Raw genomic sequence first — 14299 nt, forward strand, 5'->3', positions numbered from 1 at the left:
ATCCTCAGACGGACGGATAACCGATTCCGGACAGGTCCTTGATCCGATCTTCGCCGTTTCTTGACACTCGGGTTCCACCTAGCCGCTGTCCCACAGTCAGGAGAGACCGGCATGCGAAGAACAGAAAACAGCTACTTGTCCGTAGCGTCCGATGACCTGTGGCGGTACGCCCCCCAAACAGGCGTCAATCGAGCGTTGACCGTCATCGCCAGGTCGATAATCTGCGTTAGCTTTGTTTTCATGATATTTCCGACGATCGATCTGGCTGTGTCGCGCTGGTTTGCCAATGGCGCGGTCTTCGTTCTGACGGAACAACCGGTTTTGAAAGGGCTGAGGGATTTCAGCCGCCAGAGCCTGATCTGCATTATCATTGCAATGCTGCTACTTATCGGCTTGCACATCTTCCTGCCAAGACGATACCGGTTCTGCCAACCCCACAAACCACTCTTCGTTCTCCTGAGCTTTTTCGTTGGCCCGATCATCGTTGTTGAAATCCTGAAAGTCTTAATCGGTCGAGCGCGTCCTCGAGATTTGGTCGAATTCGGCGGGAACGCGGACTTTACGCCAGTATTACAGTTTTCCGCCGCATGTGTTCGTAACTGCTCCTTCCCATCCGGAGAGGCTGCTGCTGCTGCTGCTGCGCTTTCCCTTCTGGTGCTCGTTCCTGCAAAGCTGCGCCGGATCGCGGCGATTGCTCTGACGCCGTGTCTTTTGTTTATTGCATTTAATCGCGTTTTCTTCGGCGCCCATTTCCTTTCAGATGTCGTCTTCGGCTGGCTTTTCACAATGCTGGCGATGGTCTGGATTTGGAGATGGATGGAAGCGCGGGCGAACGACATCGACAAATTCTTCGCGAGGACAAGACCTTAGCAGGCGAATAAGGTGCCAGAGCTGTACGAAAGGTCCCTTCGACGGAAAGTTCTGTGTGGGATGTTCAGCGCCTGATTCAGCGCTTCGGCGGACGCAGCGTCATCACGACCGAGATGATGTCGCCGGCGGTAATGCCGGTTTTCTTGCGAACGGCGTCCTTCAAGGGCAGGAAATAGGTGCCCTCCTTGGCGAAGAGTGCCGTGTAGAATTCAGTGCCGGAGATCTTAACGTCTACCGGGATCATGCCCCAGCCATAGGTGAGGAGCTTTGACAGGCGGGCGATTTCGTCGGCCTCATCCTTCGGCAGCGGGGCGAAGAAAAAAGGGGCGGGGCCGCGCCAGTGGATGACCTCGGCTTCGAACTGGATCGCCTTCATGGGCCACCTTTTTTATCGGTGTTTGCCGTTCATCGATGCTTGGCGGTGAAAGGTAGTGCTGTGGAGCCGGAAAGCAAAACGGCCCCGCGTGAGCGGAGCCGTTTCCAGTCTCTTTCGAGATGCGCCGCAGCTTAGAGGGCGATATCCGGAACTTTTTTGACTTCACCGGCCGGAGCAACCGCTGCCGGCTGGCCGTAGCTTGCCGAGTCGATCGTCGGGGCCTTGATGGCGAGCTGCAGGCGCTCTTCGGTTGCTGCCCATTCGCGGACCAGCATGTCCGGGTTCTCGTTGAGCTTCTTGCCGTAGCTCGGAACGATCGTGTGCAGCTTGTCCTGCCATTCCTGGGTCTTGAGCTTTTCGGCAAAGACCTTCTTCAGCACGTCGAGCATGATCGGCGCTGCGGTCGATGCACCCGGCGATGCGCCGAGCAGAGCTGCGATCGTGCCATCTTCGGCAGCGACGATCTCGGTGCCGAGCTTCAGCACGCCGCCCTTTTCGGCGTCCTTCTTGATGATCTGGACGCGCTGGCCGGCCTGCCAGAAGCGCCAATCTTCAGCCTTGGCGTTCGGGAAATACTTGCGCAGTTCGGCCAGACGGTCGTCGTCGGACATCATCAGCTGGCCGGCGAGATACTTGACCAGCGCAAACTCGTCGGTACCGACCTTGGCCATCGGCCAGATGTTGTCGAGCGTGATCGTCGAGGGCAGGTCGAACAGCGAGCCGTCCTTCAGGAACTTGGTCGAGAAGGTTGCAAACGGTCCGAACAGGATGTGGCGCTTGCCATCGAAGACGCGGGTATCGAGATGCGGGACCGACATCGGCGGAGCACCGGTTTCCGCCTGGCCATAGGCCTTGGCGAGGTGCTGGTTGACGATTTCCGGATTGTCGCAGACGAGGAAGGAACCGCCGACCGGGAAGCCGGCATAATCGTCGCCTTCCGGAATGCCGGACATCTGCAGCAGCGGCAGCGCGCCGCCACCTGCACCGAGGAAGACGAACTTCGCCTTGATCGAACCGGCCGAACCGCTCTTGGTATCGTCGAAGAAGACGGTCCAGGTGCCGTCCTCATTCTTCTCTATCGCGGTGACTTCGGAATTGGTGTGCAGTTTGAACGTGTCGCGGCTTTTCAGCGAGGCGACATATTGCGTGGTGATCTCGCCGAAGTTGACGTCGGTGCCGAGTGGGCTCCAGGTGGCGGCGAGCTTCTGGGCCGGGTCGCGGCCTTCGATCATCAGCGGAACCCATTTGGCGATCTCGGCCTGATCGGTTGAGAACTGCATGCCGGCAAACAGCGGGCTCGCCTTCAGCGCTTCGAAGCGCTTGCCGAGGAATTCGATGTTGTCGTCGCCCCAGACGAAGCTCATGTGCGGGGTGGAGTTGATGAATGAGCGCGGGTCCTTCAGGACGCCCGCGTCGATCTGGTGCGCCAGGAACTGGCGGGTGATCTGGAACTGCTCGTTGATGCCGACGGCGCGCGCGATCTGGACGTTGCCGTTCGAATCTTCCGGCGTGTAGTTCAACTCGGCAAGAGCGGAGTGACCGGTGCCGGCATTGTTCCAGCCGTTGGAGCTTTCCATCGCCACGTTGTCGAGGCGCTCGATCATTTCGATCTGCCAGGTCGGCTCAAGTTCGGAGAGAAGCACGCCGAGTGTGGCGCTCATGATGCCGCCACCGACGAGAAGGACGTCGACCGTCTTGTCGGAGCTTGCCTGTGCCCAGGAGGGGATTGCAGTGGTGCTGACGACGGCCGCACCGCCGGCTGCTGAACCGAGAAGCTGGCGACGGCTCAGGTTGAGACCGCTTGCAGAGGCTTTGGATGGGGTGTTCTTGCTGGAAGGCAACGGGAACCTCAAAACTGTTTGTTGCTCCTCCCGGCGCGGTGAATAAGGGAAATATGTTTTAGCGACAAGTGGGCGATGCGGCATTTTGTCAGGATGGCGCAGTGTCGCAGTAAAAAGATGATGAAAACGGTCTTGTTTCAATTCCGGCTCGTGGATATAGCGCGGGGCGCATTGTCGCGCCACTAACTCAGGAAACACCGTCGTGACTGTATCCAAGTCCATTCTGGCCGTATCCGGCTTCTGCGCGGGTCTGAGCCTGCTTGCCATGAGCCCGGCCAATGCCGCCACTACCTATCCACTGACGATCGACAATTGCGGTGCATCGGTTACCTTCAACAAGGCTCCGGAGCGGGCAGTCGGTCTGGGCCAGAACAGCGCGGAAATCCTGCTGCTGCTCGGCCTCGAGGATAAGATGGTCGGCACGGCATTCTGGCCGAGCAAGGTTCTGCCGCAGCTTGAGGCCGCCAATGCGAAGGTCAAGCTTCTGACCGTCGAATTCCCGACCTTCGAGAGCATTCTGGCGCAGAATCCGGATTTCGTTGCCGCCGCGCTGCCGAGCCTGATCGGCCCGACCAGCAAGGTTGCCAAGCGCGAGGATTTCGACAAGGTCGGCGTGCCGTCCTACATCTCGCCGAGCACATGCCTCTCCACCGAAAAAGTGAAGAACGAATATGGCAGCCGAGAGCAGCTTTGGAACATGGACCTGCTCTACAGGGAGATCTCCGAGCTTTCACAGATCTTTGACGTTTCGGATCGCGGCCAAGCCCTGATCGACGATTTCAAGAAGCGCGAGGCCGACCTGCGCGCCAGCGTTTCCAAGGACGGCAAGAAGCTCTCCTACGTCTTCTGGTTCTCCAGCCCGTCGCCGACCGCTGACGCCTATCTCGGCGGCAAGAATGGTGCGTCCGGTTTCATCGCCGATGTGCTTGGCGGCGAAAGCGCCATCAAGACCGAAGCGGAATGGCCGACGCTCGGATGGGAAAGCATCATTGCCACCAATCCCGACGTCATCGTCGTTGCCAATCTCGACCGCAACCGCTGGGAACTCGACAAGCCGGAAGCCAAGATCAAGTTCCTGACCACCGATCCGGCCGTCAGCCAGATCCAGGCCGTCAAGAACAAGGCTTTGGTCGTGATGGACGGCCAGGCGATGAACCCGACCGTGCGCACCATTTATGGAGCTGAACAGGTGGCCGAACAGCTCAAGGCACTTGGTCTCCTGAAGTGAGCGAGGATCGCCGTTCGATACATTCCCAGGGCCAGCAGTTCGTCGTGTTTTCGGCACTGTTGCTGGTCTCGCTTGCGGCGATCGCGCTGGTCGTCGGTGTCAGTGTCGGGATAGGCGATCTGCCGATCCCGCTGTCGACCACCTACGCGGCGATAAGCAATCGGCTGGGCTGGACGGCGATCGAACTCAACCGCATCCATGAGACGGTGATCTGGGATTACCGTCTCAGCCGCGCGCTGGTCGCTGCCTTCTGCGGCGCGGGACTGGCTCTTTCCGGCGCGATCATGCAGTCGCTGCTGCGCAATCCACTGGCGGAGCCTTACGTGCTTGGCATTTCCGCCGGCGCCTCGACAGGGGCGGTGGCGATCGTCATTCTCGGACTGGGTGCCGGTACGGTGTCGTTGTCCGCCGGTGCATTCGCGGGCGCCTTTGCTGCCTTCTTCTTCGTGGCGCTGTTGTCCAACGGCACGCGGGGCGGGGCGGATCGCACCATTCTTGCCGGTGTCGCAGCCTCGCAGCTTTTCAATGCTGCAACTTCCTATATCGTCACGACATCCGGCAATGCGCAGCAGGCGCGCGACGTGATGTTCTGGCTGCTCGGCAGCTTCGGCGGCGTGCGCTGGCCGGAATTCATGCTGGTCTCAGTCGTCGTCGGTATCTGTCTGATCGTCTGCCTGTGTTATGCGCGGGTGCTCGATGCCTTTGCCTTCGGGGATGAGGCGGCCGCCTCGCTCGGCGTCAATGTCGCTTGGGCGCGGATCATTCTTTTTGCGCTCACCGCCATGATGACGGCGACGATCGTCTCCATGGTCGGCACGATCGGTTTCGTCGGCCTTGTCGTGCCGCATGCGGCGCGGTTCGTCGTCGGGCCGCTGCATATCCGGCTGCTGCCGGCCTGCGCCGTGGTCGGGGCGATCTTCATGGTGCTGGCGGATATCGCGTCCAGGGCTCTGATCCCGCAGCAGGTCCTGCCGATCGGTGTCGTCACCGCACTCGTCGGCGTGCCGTTCTTTGCGGTTATCCTCTATCGTTTCCAGAGGGTGTCATGAGCATCAGGACCGAAAATCTCACCTGGAAGATCGGCGCCAAGACTATTCTCGACGGCGTCTCCTTCGAAGCGCAGCCCGGCCAGATGCTCGGGCTTCTGGGGCCGAACGGTTCCGGCAAGACTTCGCTTCTACGGCTGCTTGCAGGGCTGAAGAAGCCGCATTCGGGCAGCGTCACGCTTGAGGGTCGGGATATCAAACGCATCGGCCGCCGCGCGATGGCGCAGCGTGTCGCCTTCGTCGAACAGCATGCGACGACCAATTCCAATCTCAAGGTCATCGATGTGGTCAAGCTCGGGCGGTTTCCGCATCGCTCGATGTTTTCCGGCTGGTCGAAGACGGATGACGATGCGGTAGCGCAGGCACTGGAGCGTGCCGGCATGATCGAGAAGCGCCACGACCGCTGGCAGAGCCTTTCCGGTGGCGAGAAGCAGCGGGCACATATCGCCCGTGCGCTGGCGCAATCGCCGCAGGAGCTCATTTTCGACGAGCCGACCAACCATCTCGACATCCAGCACCAGATCAGCCTGATGCGTTTGGTCTCCAGCCTGCCGGTGACGAGCATCATCGCCCTGCACGACCTCAATCACGCGGCGATGTTCTGCGACCGGCTGATCGTCATGCAAAAGGGCAGGATCGTCGCGTCGGGTGCGCCGGAAGAGATCGTGACGCAGGAACTGCTGCGCGACGTCTTCTCGGTCGATGCACGGGTGGAAACCTCGCCGCATCACGCGCGACCGCATATCCATTATCTGCGATAGTCATTGAGGGCCGGAGAAAAAATCTCAGGCCCTGTCGGTTTCCTGTCTTCTCCTTCGTCCTAGGTTCACCATCCGATGCGATGAACAGGATTTCAGAAGGGAGACAGAACCATGACCGCCACCTATGCGCTGCAGCTTACCCGCGAATTCGACGTATCCGCCGAAAAGCTATTCAAGGTCTGGACTACGCCGGAGCGGTTCGGCGAGTGGTTCTGCCCACTTCCCTGGAAGGTCACCGAAGCGCGCTCGGACCTTCGCCCGGGCGGCGAAAGTTTCGTGCTGATGGAAGGCCCGAACGGCGAGAAGATCCACAATCCGGGCGTCTATCTGGAGATCGTTCCAGGCCGCAAGCTGGTCTTCACCGATGCCTATACCGCCGGATGGGTGCCGTCGGAAAAGCCGTTCTTGACCGGCATCCTCGAATTCGAGGATCTGGGCAACGGACGCTCGCGCTATACCGCGACTGCGGCTCACTGGAACGAAGAGGACATGAAGGCGCATCAGCAAATGGGCTTCGAAGAGGGCTGGGGGATCGTTGCCGATCAGATGGCCGAAGTGGCGAAAACGATCTGAGGAATTCGGAGTCGTTTCAAATGGATATCCCGGCAGCTTGACAGGATGATTCAGCCGCCGGATCCCGTCAGATCTCCTCGATCCGGCGCTGTTCTTCCGGCAGGACGGAAAGTTCGCGCCAGTCGATCTCCTCGAGGAAGAGATTGTATTCGTCGACGGTGAGCTTGTTGTCCTCGCGCAATTGTTCGATGGCTTCGCGCTGGGCATTGATCGCATCGAGCGCCAGCCGGCGATAGGTGGCGAGCGCGGTCGCGCCTTCCGCATGCAGGTTGCCGTGCTTTTCCAGCTTGAAATTGTTGCGCAGCATCTCCGCCTCCGGGCCGGTGGCGGTTTCGAGCTTCATGAATCCGGCCCGGGCGATATGGGCGCGTAGCTTGGTGACTTCGCGCAGGCTTTGCGCCGTCCGGTCGAGGCCGAGCCATCTGATCAGCGGGATGAGTGTCAGTCCCTGCGCCACGAGAGTTGCAAGAACGACGGCGAAGGCGGCAAGCACGACCATGTCACGCTGAGGGAAATCCGCCGGCAGGGCAAAGGCGGTGGCCAGCGTAACGAGGCCGCGCATGCCGCACCAGCCGGCAAGCACCGCCTGTTTCATGGTGGCCGGTTCGGGCCTCCCGGCGCGGCGGGCGTAATAGGCGTGGATGCGGTTGAAGCCGATGCAGACGATGAGCCTGACCACAATGACGGTGACGACGACAAGGCCGGCAAAGGTTATGGCATCGCCCAGATGGCCGGGCTCCATGTCGGACAGGATAGCGCGCGCCTGCATGCCCATCAGCAGGAAGGCCATGACGTTCAAGACGAAGACGGCGGCGCTCCAGACCGCATAGGACTGGACCCGCATGCGGGCCGATGAACGCGCCTCGGACATCTGCGCAAGCGTCATGCCGCAGGCAACGACGGCGAGGACGGCGGAGAGATGCAGTCTTGTGGCGATTATCCAGAGCAGAAAGGTCTGGGCAAACTGCATGACATTGCCGCCGAGCGTGCCGCTGACCGACTGCGTGAGGCGGCGGATCAGGCGGGCGGCGATAATGCCGAAGATGATGCCGCCGGGCACCGCGAGCGCCAGATGTAGGCCGACTTCGGTATCGAGATGACCGGCCGACTGGATCGCAAGCGCCGCATCGAAGATGAGCAGGGCTGCGGCATCGTTGAACAGGCTTTCGCCGCGCAGGATCGTGTCGGTTTCGCGCGGAATCGAAACGGCAGAGAGCATGGCCGTGGCGGCAGCGGCATCCGGCGGGGCGACGATCGCGCCGAGCACCACGGCTGCCGCAAGCGGCAGGCCGGCAAAGGTCGAACCGACCCAGGCGACGGATGCGGCGGTGACGATGACGCCGCCGATGGCGAAGGCGACGAGCGGCAGCCAGAAGCGCTTGGCCGTGCCGAGCGGGAAGTCGAAGGCTGCATCGAGAAGGGCGGGGGCAATGAACAGGGCCAGTGCGGTTGCCGGGTCGATGTTGATCACCGGCGTACCCGGAATGAGCGCCACGGCGGCTCCCGCCAGCGCCAGCATCGAGGGATAAGGCATCCTCAGCCGTCGCGACACCTGCAGAAGCATGATCGCCACAAGGATCAGGACGAGGAGGCTTTCGAAGAAGCTCATGTCATCTCCCGACTGAGCGAATAGGGACAGGTGCTGAACTTGATGATTGTCAGTGATATGGCACCTGAACTTAGGCCAGCTATCGAATTTGTCGAACGGTAAGTTCGATGGTTTGCGGTTTGCGCTTGGAGCCACCGCTCTCTATCTGAGGTGTAGAAACATTCCAGCTTTGTCCAGATGACAGGATCTTCCATGGAACTCGGGCTTCATACATTCGGCGATATGGACGCGGCTGCGCTCGACAAGGGTGTCGAGGGCGCAAGGCGGCTGAAAAATCTTCTCGAGGAGATCAAGCTTGCCGATGAGGTGGGGCTCGATGTCTTCGGGTTGGGAGAGCATCACCGTCCCGATTATGTGATCTCGTCGCCTTCGACGGTGCTTGCTGCAGCGGCCGCGATCACCAGAAATATCCGGCTGACCAGTTCCGTCACGGTCTTGAGCTCCGACGATCCGGTTCGGGTATTCCAGCAGTTTTCGACCGTCGACCTGATTTCCGGCGGGCGTGCCGAGATCATGGCCGGGCGCGGGTCGTTCATCGAATCCTTCCCGCTGTTCGGTTACGATCTGGGAGACTATGACGAACTCTTCACCGAAAAGCTGGACCTTCTTTTAAAACTTCGCGACGAAGAGATCGTCAGCTGGAAGGGGCAGATGCGGGCGCCGATCAACGGGCACGGTGTCTATCCGCGGCCGTTGCAGCAGCAATTGCCGGTCTGGATCGCGGTCGGCGGCACACCGCAATCGGTGGTGCGCGCCGGTTCGCTCGGCCTGCCATTGGCAATCGCGATCATCGGCGGCGAATATCCGCGCTTCAAGCCGTTTGCCGATCTCTATCGCGAAGCGGGCGAGAATGCCGGTCACGATCCGGCGAAATTGAAGACCAGCATCAATGTTCACGGTTTCATTGCCGACACCACACAGGTGGCGGCAGACCAGTTCTACGGTCCGCAGTCGGAAGTGATGAACCGGCTTGGCCGCGAACGGGGCTGGGGGCCGACGAGCCGGGCACATTTCGATCAGGCTCGCTCTGCGCTTGGCAATCTTTTCGTCGGCGAGCCGGAACTGGTGGCCGAAAAGATCATTGCCGCCCACAGCGTGTTCAAGATGGACCGGTTCCTGCTGCAGATGGCGATCGGGCTTATGCCGCACGACCAGATCATGCGCGGCATCGAGCTTTACGGCACGAAGGTGGCGCCGATCGTCAGAAAGGAATTGACCGGATCGGCTGAGCGGGCCACATCGCAGGCGAACTAAAAAGACGAAGACAAGGAAACGACCCGCAATGGTAATCTCCAGTGAAGATGAACTCGACAAGCTGAAAGCGATCGGCCGGCTCTGCGCCCAGGCGATGGAGACGATGGCGAAGTCACTGGAGCCTGGGATCACCACCAAGGAACTGGACGATATCGGCCGCAAGCTGCTTGAGGATAACGGCGCGCAATCGGCGCCCGAGACCTGCTACCAGTTTCCCGGTGCGACCTGCATCAGCGTCAACGAAGAGGTTGCGCATGGCATTCCGGGCGGCAGGGTGATCAAGGCAGGTGATCTCGTCAATATCGACGTTTCTGCCGTGAAGGACGGTTTCTTCGGCGATTGCGGCGCATCCTATGCGGTGCCGCCGGTTCGCCGCGAGATCGAGAAGCTTTGCCGCGACGGCAAACGGGCGCTCTGGACCGGATTGCAGCAGGTGAAGGCCGGAAACAAGATCGCAGGTATCGGCAATGCGATCGGCGCGTTCGCCAAAAAGAACCGCTATACGCTGATCACCAATCTTTCGAGCCACGGCATTGGCCTGACTCTGCATGACGAGCCGAAGGAAATCCCGACCTGGCCGGAAAAGAGCGAGCGCCGGATCATGGAGGAGGGCCTTGTCTTCACCGTCGAGCCGTTTCTTTCGCTCGGCGGCACATGGGCGGAAGATGGCGACAATGACGATCCGTGGACGCTCTACAGCGACCCGAACGCCCCGACCGTGCAATACGAACACACGATCGTCGCGACCAAGAGCGGGCCGCTTATCCTGACATTGGCGAATTAAGGATTGTCATAAGCCGGTCGCGGCGAAAGCGGCGACCGGAAACGCTTTTAGCGAACGCAGGATTCGGCGCGATTGGCCGCCTCGATAGCGCAATAGAAGGCGCTCACACGCTCTTCGCCTAGAGTATCGATCGAGCGGCGCGCATGAATGCGAGCGGCACTTTCCATCAGTTGAGCGAATGCGGCATTGCCGATCAGGTCCGCCTTGCGCAGCTGCGCGATCAGCGGGTCCACCAGCACTTCCGATACGGTCAGGTCACGATCCATTTTGCGCCTCCCGTCTGTTGATTTGGCACGAAGCAGACCATGACGATCATTCGTGTCAACAACAAGACAAATGACCGCATGCGGCGCACCAATTCGTTACTGCACCTGCTTTTCGCGTAGAATCATTCAAAATATTCCGACAACGATGAATAATGCTGATTTGTGCGGCCTATGTTGCGCTGCCATAAGCAGGCCATGGACACGACCCCTCGCTTGAACCTTCGTCTCGTCGGCCTTTCCGGCGCAATCGCCATGGCCGCGGCCATGGGCTTCGGCCGCTTCTTCTACACTCCGGTCCTGCCGGGCATGATTGCAGGGATTCCGATTTCGTCGGCCGATGCGGGTTATATCGCCGCGGGCAATTTTGCCGGATATCTGGCCGGCGCGATTTTGGCGGGGCAGGGCTGGGCGGCCGGGCGCGAACGAGTGATCGCTTTGTCCTCGCTGATGGCGACCGCGATCCTGCTGGCGGCGATGGCTCTCACCACATCGGTGCCGGCATTCGTCGTCATCCGCTTCCTCGCGGGGCTGGCAAGCGCGCTGGCGATGATCCTGACCTCGTCGATCGTGCTTCCCTTTGCACGCAACTGCGGCAGCCGAGGGCATGTCGTGAATTTCCTGCATTTCGGCGGGGTGGGGGCGGGGATAGCACTGTCCTCGGCGCTGGCGCTGATCGTCAATACATCGGCGGGTGATGCGGCGCATGGCTGGCGGATCAACTGGCTGGCGGGTGCCGCGATCACGCTTGCGGCGGTGCTTGTCGTGCAATGGATGCTGCCGCGCCCGCATGGCATGACGGAGCGTCGGGTGGAGCCTGCGCTCAGATGGAAGCTGCCGCTGGTGCTGCTGACGACATCCTATGGCCTGTTCGGCTTCGGTTATGTGATTACCGCGACATTCCTAGTGACGATCGCAAGGCAGGGCGATGCGGGGCCGGTGATCGAATTTCTTGCATGGTTCGTGACCGGCTGTGCCGCTGCCGTGTCACTTCTCGTCTGGCATCCGCTGGCAGTCCGTGCCGGGCTTGCCAGATCCTACACGGTGGCGATGACGGTGCTTGCTATCGGTGTCGTCTGTTCGGTTCTTCTGCCACCGACCGCCGGTGCGCTGTTTGGCGGATTGCTGCTCGGCGCAACCTTCATGGTGATTACCGCCTACGGGTTGCAGCTGGGCGGCAAGCTTGCGCCTGAAAGCCCGCGCCGGGCGCTTGCCGCAATGACGGCGGCTTTCGGCGTCGGGCAGATCGTCGGCCCGCTGGTGGCCGGCTGGGCTGCTGAGAAGAGCGGCAGTTTCGCGCTTCCGACGCTGATCGCGACGGGCGTGCTCGTCGTCTGCGTCGTGCTGGCGGCAATCGTGGCGAAACGTATTCCTTGAGTAGGAACGTGGTTACAAATGCGTAACAAAGCGGTGCGGCCATTGCCGCATCCACGCGATTGCCATAATTTCGCGCCCTAACACCGCACCCCGCAGCTCCGAACTCAGGAAAGCATCCGCTCCGTGTTCCATTCCTTCTTTCCCCGCCCGAAGTTTTTCTTCATTTCCGCGGCCGCCTGGTCATTGCTCTGCATCCTCTCCTGGTATGCAGGCGGTTCCCAGTTGGGCGCATATCTCGGTTTGGCTGCTCCTGAAGGAACTACCCCGCCTATCGGCATTGCTCTGTTCTGGTCCCGGCCGTTCTTGTGGTTCTATATCTACTACGCCGTTGCGACCGCGCTTTTTGCAGCCTTCTGGTTTGTCTATGCACCTCACCGCTGGCAGAACTGGTCCATTCTCGGCAGTGCACTGATCATTTTCGCAACCTATTTTTCTGTGCAGGTCAGCGTTGCGCTCAATGCCTGGTACGGACCCTATTACGACCTCATTCAGCAGGCGCTGGCAAAGACCGCTCCGGTTACGGCAGAGCAGCTCTACGTGGGTCTCTTGGGGGTTGCCGGCATTCTTTTCCTTGCCGTCACGGTCGGTGTGCTCAACCTGTTCTTCGTCAGCCATTACATCTTTCGCTGGCGCACGGCGATGAACGAATTCTACATGGCCAACTGGACCAAGCTGCGCCATATCGAAGGTGCTTCGCAGCGCGTTCAGGAAGACACGATGCGCTTTTCCTCGACCGTGGAGAGCCTCGGTGTAGGTTTCGTCCGCGCGATCATGACGCTGATCGCCTTTCTTCCGGTGCTGTTCACCTTCTCGGAAACCATCACGGAACTGCCGATCGTCGGCGAGATCCCTCATGCATTGGTATGGGCGGCAATCCTCTGGTCGCTGTTCGGAACGGGTTTTCTGGCTCTTGTCGGGATCAAGCTACCAGGTCTGGAGTTCCGCAATCAGCGCGTGGAAGCCGCCTATCGCAAGGAGCTGGTTTACGGGGAAGACCATGAAGACCGTGCAGAGCCGGCAACGGTTGCCCAACTCTTCGCCAATGTTCGCAAGAACTATTTCCGGCTTTACTTCCACTATCTCTATTTCAATATCGCCCGCATATTTTATCTGCAGGCTGACAATATCTACAGCCTCTTCGTGCTGATCCCGTCGATCGCTGCTGGCAAGGTGACGCTTGGTGTGTTCACCCAGATCGGCAATGTTTTCGATCAGGTGCGCGGCTCGTTCCAGTATCTCATCAATTCCTGGACAACGATCGTTGAGCTGATGTCCATCTACAAGCGTCTGAAAGCGTTTGAAGCGGTCATCTATGACGGGGACTTGCCCGCTATCGACCAGCGCTATCTGATGCGCGAAGCCGAAGGTGGCGAGATGGCGGCGAACAAGCCGACATGATCCTCCGTCATAGAAAGCACGCAGTTTTGGCCGCGCCGGATTTGTCGATCCGGCGCGGTTCTGCGTTTCGGGGATCGCGTTGGCCTGATGATCGAGAGTGGCCGGTGCGATCTGCCCGTGTTGGGAATGAGGCAGGCAGATATTCGATTGCATTGGGTGTTTCAGGTTTTGCCTGCCCCGACCGCTTCCGATGGCTTTTGGAGGGCTTGTCAGGCTCTCCGCTCACACCGTCCGCGACCATCACCGGAACCTGGCTCTTCGAACCCGTTGAGGAGGCCGGTTCGCGTTCCCGGTTTCCCATCCGATGACGGGCCGATTATCGCGCCGGTTTTGGGGGCGGGGACAAGGCGGGGATGAAAAAGACGTAAGCGATTGGAATTTGGAATGCCGGAACGCCTGATCGCGGCATTTGTCCACGGTTGGGTGGAAGATTGGTCAGGCCGCGACGGGTGCGCGAAAACGGGCGATCATGCGGTTGAGCGTCCAGCCCATCAGGCAGCCGATAGCAGCGCCTGCGGCCTTGACCACGGCATCATCGAGATGGGCATGCCGGGTCGGCGACAGGTATTGCAGCAGTTCGATGCCTCCGGCGCCGAGGATGACGAGGATGCAGCAAAGTAGCCATTGCCGCGGGTAGGCCAGCATGAAAAGCAGCGCCATGGCGGCAAATGCACCAGCGCGATCGATGTCCACCGAGGCGAAATCCTGCGGGCGCAGGCGTATCGGCGAGACCGTTGCAAAGATGATGGCCGCGAGCGCCAGCCATGGCAGAAGCTTGATCAGGCGTGACGTCATCAGTCGTGTCATGGAATTGTAATACCGTGCGCAGGAGGTGGTCGGAAGCGGCGTAAGCTACCGAGACTAGGGACAAGAGATAAATATCGCGTGAGCGGCAATTTTGCGGCAGTGCAGCAAATAG

14 protein-coding genes are annotated in these 14299 nt (G+C 60.2%); 9 read left to right on the plus strand and 5 right to left on the minus strand.

Features of this window, described 5'->3' with window-relative positions; genetic code table 11:
- Positions 1–111 precede the first annotated feature (111 nt).
- Positions 112–870: a phosphatase PAP2 family protein gene (locus tag JZX87_RS16975; RefSeq protein WP_206826926.1), complete on the plus strand. Its 759-nt coding sequence runs from the start codon at positions 112–114 to the stop codon at positions 868–870.
- A gap of 76 nt (positions 871–946) precedes the next feature.
- On the opposite strand, the gene JZX87_RS16980 is transcribed toward JZX87_RS16975, so the two are convergent.
- Together JZX87_RS16980 and mqo are read right to left on the minus strand one after the other, a co-directional pair.
- Complete coding sequence (locus JZX87_RS16980) at positions 947–1246, minus strand: DUF1905 domain-containing protein (RefSeq protein WP_206826927.1); 300 nt, start codon at positions 1244–1246, stop codon at positions 947–949.
- A gap of 131 nt (positions 1247–1377) precedes the next feature.
- Positions 1378–3087, minus strand: coding sequence for a malate dehydrogenase (quinone) (gene mqo / locus JZX87_RS16985; RefSeq protein ID WP_286194798.1), 1710 nt, complete (start codon positions 3085–3087; stop codon positions 1378–1380).
- 202 nt (positions 3088–3289) lie between these two features.
- On the opposite strand from mqo, the gene JZX87_RS16990 reads away from it, so the two are divergent.
- The 4 genes from JZX87_RS16990 to JZX87_RS17005 all read left to right on the plus strand — a co-directional run bounded on the left by JZX87_RS16990 (position 3290) and on the right by JZX87_RS17005 (position 6695).
- Positions 3290–4315, plus strand: coding sequence for an ABC transporter substrate-binding protein (locus JZX87_RS16990; protein ID WP_394353616.1), 1026 nt, complete (start codon positions 3290–3292; stop codon positions 4313–4315).
- Positions 4316–4332: 17 nt separating this feature from the next.
- Positions 4333–5364: an iron ABC transporter permease gene (locus JZX87_RS16995; protein WP_148145931.1), complete on the plus strand. Its 1032-nt coding sequence runs from the start codon at positions 4333–4335 to the stop codon at positions 5362–5364.
- Positions 5361–6122, plus strand: a complete 762-nt coding sequence (locus JZX87_RS17000; RefSeq protein WP_206826928.1) for an ABC transporter ATP-binding protein — start codon at positions 5361–5363, stop codon at positions 6120–6122. The genes JZX87_RS16995 and JZX87_RS17000 overlap by 4 nt, the downstream gene beginning before the upstream one ends.
- A gap of 111 nt (positions 6123–6233) precedes the next feature.
- On the plus strand, positions 6234–6695 hold the full coding sequence (locus JZX87_RS17005) for an SRPBCC family protein (RefSeq protein WP_183821320.1): 462 nt from the start codon (positions 6234–6236) through the stop codon (positions 6693–6695).
- A gap of 67 nt (positions 6696–6762) precedes the next feature.
- Here JZX87_RS17005 and JZX87_RS17010 read toward each other — a convergent pair whose 3' ends face one another.
- Complete coding sequence (locus tag JZX87_RS17010; RefSeq protein WP_206826930.1) at positions 6763–8304, minus strand: cation:proton antiporter; 1542 nt, start codon at positions 8302–8304, stop codon at positions 6763–6765.
- 192 nt (positions 8305–8496) lie between these two features.
- Here JZX87_RS17010 and JZX87_RS17015 point away from each other — a divergent pair, with 192 nt between their 5' ends.
- Together JZX87_RS17015 and map are read left to right on the plus strand one after the other, a co-directional pair.
- Positions 8497–9558, plus strand: a complete 1062-nt coding sequence (locus JZX87_RS17015) for an LLM class flavin-dependent oxidoreductase (protein ID WP_206826933.1) — start codon at positions 8497–8499, stop codon at positions 9556–9558.
- Positions 9559–9586: 28 nt separating this feature from the next.
- Complete coding sequence (gene map, locus JZX87_RS17020) at positions 9587–10342, plus strand: type I methionyl aminopeptidase (protein WP_148145679.1); 756 nt, start codon at positions 9587–9589, stop codon at positions 10340–10342.
- A gap of 47 nt (positions 10343–10389) precedes the next feature.
- Here the strand turns inward: map and JZX87_RS17025 are convergent, their stop codons facing one another.
- Positions 10390–10608, minus strand: a complete 219-nt coding sequence (locus JZX87_RS17025) for a hypothetical protein (RefSeq protein WP_148145678.1) — start codon at positions 10606–10608, stop codon at positions 10390–10392.
- A gap of 195 nt (positions 10609–10803) precedes the next feature.
- Here JZX87_RS17025 and JZX87_RS17030 point away from each other — a divergent pair, with 195 nt between their 5' ends.
- On the plus strand, positions 10804–11982 hold the full coding sequence (locus JZX87_RS17030; RefSeq protein ID WP_286194811.1) for a YbfB/YjiJ family MFS transporter: 1179 nt from the start codon (positions 10804–10806) through the stop codon (positions 11980–11982).
- Positions 11983–12105: 123 nt separating this feature from the next.
- Positions 12106–13380, plus strand: coding sequence for a bacteroid development protein BacA (gene bacA, locus JZX87_RS17035; RefSeq protein ID WP_206826935.1), 1275 nt, complete (start codon positions 12106–12108; stop codon positions 13378–13380).
- A gap of 435 nt (positions 13381–13815) precedes the next feature.
- On the opposite strand, the gene JZX87_RS17040 is transcribed toward bacA, so the two are convergent.
- On the minus strand, positions 13816–14175 hold the full coding sequence (locus tag JZX87_RS17040; RefSeq protein WP_206826936.1) for a VanZ family protein: 360 nt from the start codon (positions 14173–14175) through the stop codon (positions 13816–13818).
- Positions 14176–14299: the final 124 nt, after the last annotated feature.

Origin of the sequence: Agrobacterium sp. Ap1, from assembly GCF_017313375.1 — a bacterium.
In the GTDB taxonomy this organism is placed as follows: domain Bacteria; phylum Pseudomonadota; class Alphaproteobacteria; order Rhizobiales; family Rhizobiaceae; genus Neorhizobium; species Neorhizobium cellulosilyticum.

Coding starts and splice junctions, on each gene's coding strand:
- JZX87_RS16975 (WP_206826926.1), top strand. CDS start 112: ATGCGAAGAACAGAAAACAGCTACTTGTCCGTAGCGTCCGATGACCTG.
- JZX87_RS16980 (WP_206826927.1), bottom strand. CDS start 1,246: ATGAAGGCGATCCAGTTCGAAGCCGAGGTCATCCACTGGCGCGGCCCC.
- JZX87_RS17000 (WP_206826928.1), top strand. CDS start 5,361: ATGAGCATCAGGACCGAAAATCTCACCTGGAAGATCGGCGCCAAGACT.
- JZX87_RS17005 (WP_183821320.1), top strand. CDS start 6,234: ATGACCGCCACCTATGCGCTGCAGCTTACCCGCGAATTCGACGTATCC.
- JZX87_RS17010 (WP_206826930.1), bottom strand. CDS start 8,304: ATGAGCTTCTTCGAAAGCCTCCTCGTCCTGATCCTTGTGGCGATCATG.
- JZX87_RS17015 (WP_206826933.1), top strand. CDS start 8,497: ATGGAACTCGGGCTTCATACATTCGGCGATATGGACGCGGCTGCGCTC.
- map (WP_148145679.1), top strand. CDS start 9,587: ATGGTAATCTCCAGTGAAGATGAACTCGACAAGCTGAAAGCGATCGGC.
- JZX87_RS17025 (WP_148145678.1), bottom strand. CDS start 10,608: ATGGATCGTGACCTGACCGTATCGGAAGTGCTGGTGGACCCGCTGATC.
- JZX87_RS17030 (WP_286194811.1), top strand. CDS start 10,804: ATGGACACGACCCCTCGCTTGAACCTTCGTCTCGTCGGCCTTTCCGGC.
- JZX87_RS17040 (WP_206826936.1), bottom strand. CDS start 14,175: ATGACGTCACGCCTGATCAAGCTTCTGCCATGGCTGGCGCTCGCGGCC.